The sequence below is a fragment of the Pandoraea sp. PE-S2R-1 genome (assembly GCF_002179865.1).
GTDB lineage: Bacteria > Pseudomonadota > Gammaproteobacteria > Burkholderiales > Burkholderiaceae > Pandoraea.
On record NZ_NGUR01000015.1, the window covers coordinates 376033 to 388343 of the forward strand.

General features: G+C 65.3%; 11 protein-coding genes. 10 read left to right on the forward strand and 1 reads right to left on the reverse strand.

All coding sequences use genetic code 11. The annotated features are described in order from the left end of the window. The first annotated feature begins 76 nt into the window (after positions 1–76). The 10 genes from CDV44_RS19080 (at position 77) to CDV44_RS19125 (ending at position 11538) form a co-directional block, all read left to right on the forward strand. Positions 77–937, forward strand: coding sequence for a VOC family protein (locus CDV44_RS19080; RefSeq protein WP_058377261.1), 861 nt, complete (start codon positions 77–79; stop codon positions 935–937). Continuing rightward, complete coding sequence (locus tag CDV44_RS19085) at positions 934–2049, forward strand: M14 family metallopeptidase (protein ID WP_087689675.1); 1116 nt, start codon at positions 934–936, stop codon at positions 2047–2049. The genes CDV44_RS19080 and CDV44_RS19085 overlap by 4 nt, the downstream gene beginning before the upstream one ends. Before the next feature lie 178 nt (positions 2050–2227). After that, positions 2228–3244: a zinc-binding dehydrogenase gene (locus CDV44_RS19090; protein WP_087689677.1), complete on the forward strand. Its 1017-nt coding sequence runs from the start codon at positions 2228–2230 to the stop codon at positions 3242–3244. Then, the gene (locus CDV44_RS19095; RefSeq protein ID WP_087689679.1) at positions 3241–3678 is read left to right on the forward strand and encodes a PaaI family thioesterase; all 438 of its coding nucleotides are present in this window, start codon (positions 3241–3243) and stop codon (positions 3676–3678) included. Before CDV44_RS19090 ends, CDV44_RS19095 begins: the two co-directional genes overlap by 4 nt. A gap of 113 nt (positions 3679–3791) precedes the next feature. Further along, positions 3792–5453: an ABC transporter substrate-binding protein gene (locus tag CDV44_RS19100; protein ID WP_087689681.1), complete on the forward strand. Its 1662-nt coding sequence runs from the start codon at positions 3792–3794 to the stop codon at positions 5451–5453. Between the two features lie 24 nt (positions 5454–5477). Beyond that, positions 5478–6470, forward strand: coding sequence for an ABC transporter permease (locus CDV44_RS19105; RefSeq protein WP_087689683.1), 993 nt, complete (start codon positions 5478–5480; stop codon positions 6468–6470). 53 nt (positions 6471–6523) lie between these two features. Next, complete coding sequence (locus CDV44_RS19110) at positions 6524–7435, forward strand: ABC transporter permease (RefSeq protein WP_087689685.1); 912 nt, start codon at positions 6524–6526, stop codon at positions 7433–7435. A gap of 49 nt (positions 7436–7484) precedes the next feature. Further along, a complete protein-coding gene (locus CDV44_RS19115) occupies positions 7485–9047 on the forward strand; it encodes a class I adenylate-forming enzyme family protein (protein ID WP_087689687.1) in 1563 nt (520 codons plus the stop codon). Continuing rightward, on the forward strand, positions 9044–9829 hold the full coding sequence (locus CDV44_RS19120) for an SDR family oxidoreductase (RefSeq protein WP_087689689.1): 786 nt from the start codon (positions 9044–9046) through the stop codon (positions 9827–9829). The genes CDV44_RS19115 and CDV44_RS19120 overlap by 4 nt, the downstream gene beginning before the upstream one ends. 50 nt (positions 9830–9879) lie before the next feature. Further along, complete coding sequence (locus CDV44_RS19125) at positions 9880–11538, forward strand: ABC transporter ATP-binding protein (RefSeq protein WP_087689691.1); 1659 nt, start codon at positions 9880–9882, stop codon at positions 11536–11538. Positions 11539–11551: 13 nt separating this feature from the next. Here the strand turns inward: CDV44_RS19125 and CDV44_RS19130 are convergent, their stop codons facing one another. Continuing rightward, positions 11552–12310: a GntR family transcriptional regulator gene (locus tag CDV44_RS19130; RefSeq protein WP_058377251.1), complete on the reverse strand. Its 759-nt coding sequence runs from the start codon at positions 12308–12310 to the stop codon at positions 11552–11554. Between the last annotated feature and the right edge of the window lies 1 nt (position 12311).

Here is a 12311-nt window from a genome sequence, read left to right on the forward strand (position 1 = left end):
TCGCCGCCACCCTCGTTTCGTTCATTTCATCCCCGCTGATCCAGCGCCGCCAACGCCACAGCAACGGGGGCCGCGCATGAGCCAGATCCCTGCCCCGGTCCTCGATCACGTTGTCATCAACGTCAAAGGCGAACTCGAAGCCTCCGTCGACACCTACCGCCGTCTGGGCTTCGCCCTGACCGAGCGCGGTCACCATTCGCTGGGCACGAGCAACCATCTCGCCATCTTCGGCGAGAACTATCTCGAACTGCTCGGCTACGAGGCCGGCAAGTCGACCGCCCGCCCCGACGTCACGCAGGCCCCGCTCGGCCTGACCGGACTCGTCTTCAAGACGCAAGACTCGCACGCGCTGCATGCCGGTCTCGAAGCCCGCGGCGTCGCCGTGGAAACGCCCGCCGAATTCTTCCGCCCGGTGCGCCTGCCCGACGGCACCACGCAAGATGCCCGCTTCCGCACCGTGCGCCTGTCGACGGAACTCGTGCGCAACGGCCGCACGTTCTTCTGCCACCACTTCACGCCCGAACACGTGTGGCGCGATGAGTGGCGCGAACACCCGAATGGCGTGACCGACATCGTCGGCTTCGTCATCGCGTCGCCGAACCCTGCCGTGACCGCTGCCCTCTACGACCGCGTCTTCGGCCCGGGCGTGCTCACGGCCTCGGGTCACGACGGCTACGCGCTGCAAGCCGGCCGCGCACGCGTGCAATTCGTCACGCCCGCTGAAGCCGAGCGCCGCTTCGGCAAGGTCGAGACAACGCAAGACGGCAGCGAGCGCAACGTCGCACTGATTCTGCGCACGCGCTCGCTCGCCCAAGTACTCGCTACGCTCAAGGAAAACCGCGTGCCGTCGACAACACTGGCCGACGGCAGCGTGCTGGTCGCCGCCGCCGATGGCTTCCACGTCGCACTGCAATTCATCGAGGGAGATCTGGCATGAGCCAGCAACCCACTTGGTGGCAGGCGTTCGGCGTGGACTATGCGGACGCGCGTCAACGCTTTCGCACCGCGGCCGATCACGCGGGCGCCGACCTCAGCACGTACGTTCATCCGGACGCGAAAGCGCCCGATGGCAGTGAACTGAGCATTGACGTCGCCCGGCTCGGCCCGGCTCGCGCACCGCATCAACTGCTCGCGATCAGCGGCACGCATGGGCTCGAAGGCGGCGCAGGGTCTGCCGTGCAAACGGCATGGCTCACACACGCCGCCCACTCGCTGCCCGCCGACGTCGCCGTGACGTTTGTACATGCGCTCAATCCCCACGGCTTTGCCCATGCCACGCGGACGACCGAGCACAACGTCGATCTGAATCGCAACTTCGTCGACCATGCCAAGCCGTATCCGCAGAACGCCGCCTACGCGACGCTGCACGAGCATCTGATTCCGCTGGAATGGACGACTGACGGCCTGGCGCAAAGCGCACGCACCATCGATGCGTTTCGTGCCGAGCAGGGTGCCGACGCCCTGTTCAACACGCTGGCAAGCGGCCAGTACACGCACCCGGACGGCCTGATTTATGGCGGCCAATCGCGCGAATGGTCGAACGTCACGCTCCAGACGATTATCGAGCGCGACCTGTCGCAGGCGCAGCGCATCGGCCTGATCGACTGGCACACGGGTATTGGCGAGTACGGCGAGCCGTTCTTCCTTTGCTTCAACGGCGAAGACAGTGCCGAGCAACGCGAAGCCGCCCGCTGGTGGGGTGCCGAACGTGTGCTCGATCAACGGCCGCACGGCCTGCGCCGCCCCGACTATCAGGGGCTCGTGTTCCGTGGCGTGGAGCAATTTGCCAAAGGCCGCCCGGTCATCGGGGCCGTAGTCGAATTCGGCACGCGTGGTTCGAACGCCAGCGTCGCCAACCGGCTCGATCAATGGCTGCGCTCGCGTGCACCGGCCAAGCCCGACGCCTTGCGCGACCGTCAATTGCGCGCGGACGTGCTCGACGCGTTCGTGCCGGTGTCGTCGGTGTGGCGCAACAGCGTGCTCACGCATGGCTTGCAAATCACGGCGCAGGCCATTCACGGACTGGCGAGCGCGCCTGAAGCCCCATGAGCGTCTGACCTTCCTGATACGAACCCAGCCAACCCCGACTCGGTGCCCCGCGGCTCAAGCCACATAAGCCGCGTCCTGCATCGATAGACACCAACAGGGTTCGTTTCCCGCTTTCCTTTTTAAATGATCGGCGACTGCCCGAGGGCGTCGCTCACCCTGAAACTGACGAATCGCCACTATGAAAGCCATTGTCCTGCGTGAACACGGCGGCAACGACGCCCTCCGTCTCGAAACCGATTTCCCCGATCCCGTGGCCGGTGACGGCGAAGTGGTGCTGCGCGTGCGCGCCTCGTCGCTGAACTATCACGACGTGTTCACCCGTCGCGGCATGCCCGGCATCAAGCTGCCGTTCCCCGTCATCATCGGGCTCGACGTCGCCGGTGAAATCGCCAGCATCGGCCCGGGCGTCGACGGCTGGCAAGTCGGTGAGCGCGTGCTGGTCGACCCGATCAATCGCGTGACCGGCGGCCTCGTAGGCGAGACCACCCACGGCGGTCTGGCCGAACTGTGCCGCGTTCCGGCGCACCAACTCGTGCGCCTGCCGGACGCCGTCTCGTTCGACGACGCCGCAGCATTGCCGGTGGCCTATGGCACTGCGTTGCGCATGATGCAGCGCATCGGGCAGGTGAAAGCCGGTGAGCGCGTGCTGATTCTCGGCGCCAGCGGCGGCGTCGGCGTGTGCGCCGTGCAACTCGCCAAGCTGGCCGGTGCAGAAGTGATCGCTTGTGCAGGCTCGGTCGAGAAAGGCGAGCGTCTGCGCGAAATCGGCGCGGACGACATCATTCTCTACACCGAAGAAGACTTTGTGGAAGTCGTGCGCACGCGTTACGGCAAGGCGGCACGCCGTCGCGGCGCCGGTAACAACGGCGGCGTGGACGTCGTGGTGAACTTCACCGGCGGCGACACGTGGACGCGCTCGCTGCGATGCCTGCGCCAAGGCGGCCGAATTCTGACGTGCGGTGCCACTGCCGGTTTCGATCCCAAGGAAGACCTGCGCTTCATCTGGACGTTCGAATTGCAAGTGCGCGGCTCGAACGGCTGGGAGCGCGAAGACCTGCACGAACTGCTCGACCTCGTGGCCTCGGGCAAGTTGCGCGTGCTCGTCGACAAGAAGTGGCCGCTGGAACAAGGTGCCGACGCCCTCGCCTCGCTGGAAAACCGCCAGATCGTCGGCAAAGTACTGGTGGCCGCATGAGCACCGCCGCCACCCCCGCCACCCTCTCCGCCGAACAGGTTCAGCAGGCGTTTGACAAGTCGACCTTCATCGCGTGGCTTGGCATGCGCGTGACCGGCATCGACCATGACGCGCAAACGCTCGACGTCGAGATTCCGTTTCAAAACGCGTTCGAGCGCGGCTCGGGCACCCGTCAGTGGCATGGCGGCCCGCTCGCGGCCGTGATCGACACGGTCGGTGACTTTGCCGTGGGCATGCTCGTCGGCCGCGGTCTGCCGACGGTCAATTTCCGCGTCGATTATCTGCGTCCGGCCATCGACACCGATCTGCGCGCCGTTGCCCGCGTGCGCCGCCTCGGCAAGAGCATCGGCGTAGCCGACGTCGATCTCTTCAATTCGCAGGGCGGCCTCGTGGCCATCGGCCGCGCGAGCTACGCCACGCTGCCACCGGCCTGAAGCGACGACCTGAAGCATCGATCTGAAGCGACGAAACCCGCCGCAACGACATTCGCCACACGTATCAAGGCACCAGCGCAAACGCGTGAGTGCCGCGTTTTCCGGAGTTCATCATGCGCAATACCCGGGGCATGTCCCGACGCCACTTCCTCTACCGCACCGCTGGCGGCACGCTCGCCACCGCCGCTGCCACTGTTGCCGGCACCACGGGCTGGCTGATCTCGCCGACGCGTGCCGTGGCGGCCGATGCGCCGGGTGCTGCTGTCCCGCGCCGTGGCGGCACGCTCGTGGCCAGTTGGGGCGGGCTCGAGCCGCAGGCGCTGTTTGTGCCGGGCGGTGGTGGCTCCAGCCCGTTCATGACCTCGACCAAGATTCTCGAACGCCTGCTGAAGATCGACGAGAAGCTGGCGTTTCAGCCGGTGCTTGCGACCGACGTGCGCGCCTCTGCCGACTTCAAGACCTATACCGTCGCGCTGCGCCAGAATGTGCGCTGGCACGACGGCACGCCGTTCACTGCCGACGATATCGTCTACAACGTGCAGGAACACTGGAAGCCGATCTCTGCGGGTGTCGCGCTTAAGGCGCTCAAGCGTGTGAGCGCGGTCGATGCGCATACCGTGAAGCTGGAATTCACCACCCCGGTGCCGGAGTTCTTCTTCAAGTCGATTCTCGCCGGTCAGTATCAGGTCGTCGTGCCCAAGCATCTGTATGCGGGCAAAGACATCATCACGAACCCGCTCAACAACACGCCCGTCGGCACCGGCCCGTGGAAATACGGGCAATGGGTGCGCGGCAGCCACGTCGCGTATTCCCGCAACGAGCAGTACTGGAACTCGGCGCAGCCGTATCCGGACAAGCTGATCATCCGCTGGTGGGGCGACCCGGCGTCGCGCGCCGCCGCGCTGGAAACCGGCGAACTCGGCGTGGCATTCTCGAACCCGGTGCCCGGGCGCGAGATCGACCGTCTGGTCAAGACCGGCAAGATCGTGCTCGATACCAAGGGCTATGAAAACGCCGCGTGGACGGTCACCGTCGAATTCAATCAACGACGCGAACACGTCAAACGCCGTGAAGTCCGGCAGGCGCTGCTGCTCGCCATCGACCGCAAGTTCATCATCGACACGATCTACTTCGGGCGCGGCAAACCGGCGGTGTCGCCGATCTTCCGCAGCAACCCGCTGTTCTTCACCGACGACGTGCCCAAGTATCCGTTCGACCCGGCCAAGGCCAACGCGCTGCTCGATGCCGCCGGGCTGCCCAAAAAGAACGGCTCGCGCTTCACTATCAATCTCGTCGCCGCCGCGTGGTTCGAAGAGAACGCGAAGCTCGGCCAGTATCTGAAGCAGGCATTTCAGGACGTCGGCATCACCGTGAAGCTCGATTCGGTGGACCGTGCCACGGCACTCAAGCGCATCTACAGCGATTACGACTACGACATCGCCGTGTCGAACTTCACCGCGCCGCTGGAGCTGGTGCCGGTGGTGACGCAATTCTTCACGACGGACGGCATCGTCAAGGGCGCGGCGTTCCGCAACGCGACGGGCTATTCGAACCCGGCCATGGATGCGTTGGTCGACCGGCTCACGGTCGAGACCGATAACGCCAAACGCAAGCAGCTCGCGCACGACTTCGCCCGTCTGGCGGCCACCGATGCGCCTTTGGTGCCGCTCGTCGAGATGGAATCGTTCACGCTCTCGCGCACCAACGTGCGCAGCGCCACGACCAGTGCCAACGTGCAGGGCGATGCGCTCGCCGACGTCTGGCTTGCGTCGTGACGGCTCGATGAGGAGGCGACTGCCATGGTGACGCGTCTGTTGTTCCGCCGTCTGGTGCAGGCCGTGCCGCTGCTGCTTGGCGTCATCGTCATGAACTTCTGCCTAATCCAGTCGGTGCCCGGCACGCTGCTCGACGTGATGACCGCCGAGCAGCAGGTCACCGACCCGGCATTGATCGAGCGCCTGCGCGTGACGTATGGCATGGACAAGCCACTGTGGGAGCAGTTGCTGCATTACGTCAACGCCGTCGCGCATCTCGATCTCGGCTATTCGTATCGTCACAACCTGCCGGTGTTCGACGTGATCATGGCGCACCTGCCGGCCACGCTCGTGCTGATGCTCGCCAGTCTGGTGATCGCCGTGCTGGTCGGTGTGACGGCAGGGGTCGTGGCGGCGGTGAACGTCAACACTTGGCGCGACACGCTCGTCTCGGCCGCTGCCGTGGTGTGCTTCGCCGCGCCGAGTTTCTGGCTCGGCATCATGATGATCATTCTGTTCTCCGTGAAGCTCGGCTGGTTTCCCGTGGGTGGCATGACGACCATCGGCATGGACTACGGCACCGGTGTCATCGGCGCGTGGCATGCGTCGCTCGACGTGCTGCATCACCTCGCACTGCCCGCCCTCACGCTGGGCCTTTTCTACGCGGCCACCTATGCGCGCGTCATGCGCGCGTCGATGCTCGAAGTCGCTCGGCAGGATTACGTGCGCACGGCACTCGCCAAAGGTCTTACACGCCGTGCAGTGATCGTGCGGCACATGGTGCGCAATGCCATGTTGCCGGTGGTCACGCTGCTCGGCCTGCAATTGGGCACAGTGCTCGGCGGCAGCATCGTCGTCGAAGCGGTGTTCAGTTGGCCCGGCATCGGCGGCGTGCTGTTCGACAGCGTGATGAGCCGCAACTACCCGGTCGTGCTCGGTCTGCTCGTGCTGAGTTCGGCGCTCGTCATCGTCGCGAATATCGCCGTCGATCTGCTCTACACGCGACTCGATCCCCGCATCCGGACACAAGCGTCCTGAGCGGCTCGCTCGCGGCACTTCAAGGTACTTCCAAAGCCCCCGGCTACACGCTTATGACTTCTTCCGCCGATCCGACACTCGATGCGCTTGCCCCGGCCGGTGCCTCCGGTGGCAAAGCCCGAACCAGGCGCGACCACCGCGCGTGGCAACAATTCCTTCGTCATCGCGGCGCCGTGGCGGGCGCGGTGTTGCTCGCGCTCATCGTCATCGTCGCGTTGGGGGCGGGATGGTGGTATCCGGGCGACCCGCTGCGCATCGTGGCAGCACCCGAACTCTGGCCGTTCGAGCAATGGCAATACCCGCTCGGCACCGACGCGCTCGGACGGGACATTGCCGCCCTGCTCGCCCATGGCGCACGCGCCACGCTCGCCATCGGGCTCGTCGCGAGTCTCGCCGCCACGGCGATTGGCGTGAGCATCGGGGCCATGGCGGCGTGGTGCGGCGGCTGGCTCGACGAAGTGCTCATGCGCTTCACCGAACTGTTCCAGATCGTCCCCAACGTGGTGTTCGTGCTGACCGTCGTGGCGATTCTCGGCCCGCGCATCGAGAACACGGTGATCGCCGTGGCGCTCGTGTCGTGGCCGCCCATTGCGCGGCTGACACGCGCCGAATGCCTCTCTTTCAAGTCACGCGAGTTCGTGCAGGCGTGCCGCACGGTCGGCCTGTCGCCGTGGCGCATCGCCCTGCGCGAAGTGCTGCCCAATGCGCTGCCGCCCGTGCTCGTGATGGGCACGCTCGTGGTGGCCGGCGCGATTCTGTACGAGTCGGTCATCGCGTTCCTCGGTCTGGGCGACCCGAACGTCGCGAGCTGGGGCCGCCAGATCGGCGAGGGCCGCACGCTGATCCGCTCGTCCTGGTATCTGTGCGCCGAACCCGGCATCGCGATCATGCTCGCCGTACTCGCGCTGAACCTCGTCGGCGACGGCCTGAACGACGCCCTCAATCCGTCACTGCGCAAACGCTGATTCCGCGACTTTGCGCTGACCTTGTTACCTCTTTTGTTGCCTGAACGTCATGACTCACCGCTGGCATAACCTCGGCGACCTCGTCGACCGAACCCTTCCTCTGGACACGCCCGCCATCGTCGACCTGCGCGATGCGGCCCGTCCGGTCACGTACACGCACGCCGATATTCACCGGCTGGCGGGCGGTGTCGCCGCCACGTTGCGCGCGCGCCGCCTGCCCGCTGGCGCGCATGTCGCTATCGCCTCGCTCAACCGCGCGGAGTTCCTGATCGCCTACTTCGGCATCATGCGTGCCGGATACATTGCCGTGCCGATCAACATCAAGCAGTCGCGCGAAATTCTCGACTACGTGATTGATGACGCAGACATCGCCCTCTCGTTCGTCGACGGTGCCCGCCGCGAGGCGCTCGCTGCGCGCGTGCCCGTGATCGACTTCGACGACGCCGGTCCGGAAGGCTTCGCGGCGCAAGTGCAGCCGGCCGACTTCCCGTCCGTGCAACCGCAGGATGACGACGTCGCGCAGATGCTCTACACGTCCGGCTCGACGGGCAAGCCCAAGGGCGTGCCGCTCACGCATGCGGGACAACTCTGGGCGCTGGCCGTCAACTACGCCAAGCCGAAAGACCCGGCGGCAGAGCGCTATCTGCTCGCGCAACCGCTCTTTCACATGAACGGTCTGTTCATGGCGAAGCGCGCGTTCTCCGTGAACGGCACGATCGTGATTCTGCCGTCGTTCGACGTGCCGTCGTATGTCGACGCACTGGAGCGCTACCGCATCACTGTACTGACCGCCGTGCCGACGATGTTCGCGCGTCTGATCAAGGACCCGCAGACGCTGGCCGGGCGCGATTTCCCGGCGCTCGCACGCGTCATGCTCGGCTCAGCCCCCATGAGCGTGGCGCTGCTCGACCGCATTCAGGCCGCATTCCCCAAGACCCACATCCACCACGGCTACGGCACGACGGAAGCGGGGCCGAGCATCTTCGGCCAGCATCCCGATAGCATCCCCCTGCCCCCGCTCGCCCTCGGCTATCCGATCTCGCCCGACGCCGTGAAGCTCGTCGACGGCCTCGATGCCAACCAAGGCGTGCTGTGCATGCGCAACCCGGCGGTCATGCATGGGTATCACCGTCTGCCGGAGAAGTCGGCACAAGTGCTCGATGACGGCTGGTATTACAGCGGCGACGTGATGCGCCGCGACGCCAATGGGTTCTTTTACTTTGTCGGTCGCGCCGACGACATGTTCGTCTGCGCAGGCGAAAACATCTATCCGGTCGAAGTCGAGAAGCTGCTCGAAGCGCACCCGGAAGTTCGTCAGGCCAGCGTGGTGCCGTTGCCCGACGAAGAGCGCGCTGCCGTGCCCGTCGCGTTCGTCGTGCGCCAGCCGGGCAGCACGCTCACGGTTGAAGCGCTCAAGCAACACGCGCTCGCCAACGGCCCGGCCTATCAGCATCCGCGCCGCGTCTCGTTCGTCACCGAACTGCCTTGGGCGGGCACCAACAAGGTCGATCGCCACGCGCTGCTGCAACAGGCGCGGGCGCTGGAATCTCAAGGCGGTTGGAGCGACAGCCGTCACAACAACACCCAAACCTCCGGAGCCCTCACGTCATGACGCTCGTCCCCCCGACAGACCCCATTCGTCTCGACGGCAAAGTCGCGCTGGTCACCGGCGCAAGCCGTGGTATTGGCCGCGCGATCGCCAAGGCACTGGCCGCACGCGGTGCTACGGTCGCCGTTCATTACAACGCCGCAAAGCAGGATGCGGACGATCTCGTTGCAACACTCACCACCAGTGGCGCGAAAGCCTTCGCGGTAAACGCGGATCTGTCCGCAGCGGATGGCGCGAGCACGCTTATCGAGCGCTTCCTTTCCGCGCTAACTGAACGCGATCTCGCACCGAAGTTCGACATTCTCGTGAACAACGCTGGCGTGGGCTTGCGCGCGCGCATCGATGCCGTGACGCCGGAAGACTTCGACCGCGTGTTGCAAGTCAACCTGAAATCGCCGTTCTTCCTCACGCAACGGGCACTGGGCGCACTGCGCGACGGGGGGCGGATCGTGAATGTGTCGTCCATCGGCACACGCGCTGCCTATCCCGAGATGAGCGTCTATGCGCCGGCGAAAGCCGGACTGGAAGCGTTCACGCTGCTGCTCGCCGCCGAACTGGGCGCACGCGGCATCACGGTCAACGCCGTGTTGCCCGGCGCGACCGCTACCGATCTGAACCGGCGCGCGAGCGACCCGGTCGCGAGTCAGGAGATCGCCCGCACGGTCGCCCTCGGGCGCGTCGGTGAGCCCCGCGATATTGCGGACATCGTGGCGTTTCTCGCCAGCGACGCCGGGCGCTGGATCACCGGCCAATGTATTGACGCGAGCGGTGGTCAGCGCCTCTGAGCGCTCACCAACGACTCGCGGCCCCTTCGCGAACTTCACGGATCGTCACCATGACCTCTCTGCTCGACGTCGAACATCTCACCCTCGATCTGCCGCCCAATGCAGATCGCCGTCATGCACTGCACGACGTGTCGTTCTCACTCGGGCAGGGCGAAATCCTGTGCATGGTGGGTGAAAGCGGCTCAGGCAAGTCGATGACCGCCAGCGCGCTGCTGGGGCTGCTGCCCTCTGGCGTACAGGCCAGTGCCGGACGTATCGCGTGGCACGGCGAAGGCAATCTGCTGACGTTGCCCGAAGCCGAGCGCCGCCGGTGGCGAGGCTCGCGCATCGGCATGATCTTTCAAGAGCCGATGACTGCGCTCAACCCGCTGCGCACCATCGGCGATCAGATCGCCGAGGTCTATCGCACGCACACGCGGCTGCCCGGCAGTACCATCCGGGCGCGCATGCTCGACTGGCTCGATGCGGTGCAGATTCCGTCGCCCTCCGACGCCGCGAAGCGATACCCGCACGAACTCTCCGGCGGGCAGCGGCAACGCGCCATGATTGCAATGGCGCTTGCACTGGAACCCGAATTGTTGATTGCCGACGAGCCGACTACCGCGCTCGATGTGACCACGCAAGCGCAAATCCTCACGCTCATTCGCGATCTTCAGCAACGCAAGGGCACCGGCGTGTTGTTCATCACGCACGACTTTGGCGTGGTTGCCGAGATTGCCGATCGCGTCGCGGTGATGCGCCACGGCAAGATCGTCGAACAGGGGACGGTCGATGCAGTGCTCACACGCCCATCGCACGACTACACGCGTGCATTGATTGCAGCGGTGCCTGAGTTGCCGTTGTTCGAGCCATCGTCAGCACGGGGTGGCCACACGCCACACACACCGGACGTCACGCCACCGGTGCTGCGTATCGAGAAAGTCCAGAAGTCCTACGGCAAACATGGCTGGCTCGGCAAGAAGCACCTTCACACGGCCGCCTTGCGAGATGTGAATCTGCAAGTGGGCAGCGGTCAGACGCTCGGGATCGTCGGTGAAAGCGGTTCGGGCAAGTCGACACTGGCGCGAACGATCCTTCGATTGGTGACGCCCGACGCCGGGCGCATTCTCTATCGCGACGCGGACCTCGCGCCAGAATCTCTCGATGCCGCTTCGCGCGTGAAGGGGCTCGATATCCAGATGGTGTTTCAGGATCCGTTCAGTTCGCTCAACCCGCGCCGTCGCGTCGGCGATATCGTCACGCAAGGGCCGATGGCGCGTGGTGAATCTCACCAGCAGGCCCATGACCATGCACGCGAGTTGTTCGAACTTGTGGGGTTATCTGCCGACGCACTCGATCGCTTTCCGCACGAATTCTCCGGAGGACAGCGCCAGCGCATCGGGCTCGCTCGCGCATTGGCCATGCGGCCCAAAGTGCTGGTGGCCGATGAACCGGTCTCCGCGCTCGACGTCTCCGTGCAGGCGCAGGTGCTGCGACTGCTCGCACGGCTCCGATCGGAGCTTGGCCTGTCGATGGTATTCATCACGCACGATTTGCGCGTGGCAGCGCAATTGTGCGATCACATCGCGGTCATGAAGTCGGGCAACGTGGTCGAGTATGGCGATACGTCGGCGATCTTCGGCGCGCCGTCGCATCCGTACACGCGCTCGCTGCTCGATGCCATTCCGGGGCGCGGCTGGCGCGACGCACCGTCGCTCTCCGCTGCCTGATCCGGAGATGAACCTACTTGCGCAATTCGGCGATGGAGAAGTACGGCAGCCACGCACCTGCCGTCGACAGACTGGCGAACACCTGTTCCTTCGTCTGCGCAAGGAAGGTCTCGATATGACGGCGGGCGAGCGCTTCGGCGCGCGACGGGTTGCTCGCCGCGAGCGCCGAGATGATGCTTTCGTGATCGCTCTCGATGCGGGGCCGGATGCCCTGCACGCCAAAGCCCAGCGACACCAGCCGTTCCATATCGTCCATCAACCCGGCCAGCGTTCGATACAGCCGGGCGTTGCCGCTGGCCGCCGCGATCGTCAGATGGAATTTTCGGTTGGTGTGCAGAAACCAGTCGATCTGATGGCCGATGGGCTTGTGTGCATTGGGGGCTTCGCAAGCATCGTTTAGACGCTGTAGCAGGTCGGTGTCGACGTTGCCGCAGGCCAGCCGGGCGGCCATGGGCTCAAGCTGCGCGCGGAGGTTGAAGATCTCTTCGACGTCGGCCAGCGTGATCGGCGCGATGCGATAGCCTTGCCGGGGAATCGCACGCGCGAACCCTTCGTGCACGAGCCGTACGAGCGCGACCCGGCAACTGGCACGGCCAATCTCGTAGCGGCGCATCAGTTCCGCCTCGCTGATGATCGTGCCCGGCATGATCGCGCAGGCCAGCACGTCGCGCCGGATGCGTTCATACGCTTCTTCGCCGCGTGCGATGGCGGCGACGTCGGCGGGTGCCGGGTCTCCCCCCGCGTCGGGTGAAGCATTCGATGAGAATTTCATG

Bases quoted from the DNA above. Each gene is read 5' to 3' on its own strand.
- CDV44_RS19080 (WP_058377261.1), top strand. From the start codon at position 77: ATGAGCCAGATCCCTGCCCCGGTCCTCGATCACGTTGTCATCAACGTC.
- CDV44_RS19085 (WP_087689675.1), top strand. From the start codon at position 934: ATGAGCCAGCAACCCACTTGGTGGCAGGCGTTCGGCGTGGACTATGCG.
- CDV44_RS19090 (WP_087689677.1), top strand. From the start codon at position 2,228: ATGAAAGCCATTGTCCTGCGTGAACACGGCGGCAACGACGCCCTCCGT.
- CDV44_RS19095 (WP_087689679.1), top strand. From the start codon at position 3,241: ATGAGCACCGCCGCCACCCCCGCCACCCTCTCCGCCGAACAGGTTCAG.
- CDV44_RS19100 (WP_087689681.1), top strand. From the start codon at position 3,792: ATGCGCAATACCCGGGGCATGTCCCGACGCCACTTCCTCTACCGCACC.
- CDV44_RS19105 (WP_087689683.1), top strand. From the start codon at position 5,478: ATGGTGACGCGTCTGTTGTTCCGCCGTCTGGTGCAGGCCGTGCCGCTG.
- CDV44_RS19110 (WP_087689685.1), top strand. From the start codon at position 6,524: ATGACTTCTTCCGCCGATCCGACACTCGATGCGCTTGCCCCGGCCGGT.
- CDV44_RS19115 (WP_087689687.1), top strand. From the start codon at position 7,485: ATGACTCACCGCTGGCATAACCTCGGCGACCTCGTCGACCGAACCCTT.
- CDV44_RS19120 (WP_087689689.1), top strand. From the start codon at position 9,044: ATGACGCTCGTCCCCCCGACAGACCCCATTCGTCTCGACGGCAAAGTC.
- CDV44_RS19125 (WP_087689691.1), top strand. From the start codon at position 9,880: ATGACCTCTCTGCTCGACGTCGAACATCTCACCCTCGATCTGCCGCCC.
- CDV44_RS19130 (WP_058377251.1), bottom strand. From the start codon at position 12,310: ATGAAATTCTCATCGAATGCTTCACCCGACGCGGGGGGAGACCCGGCA.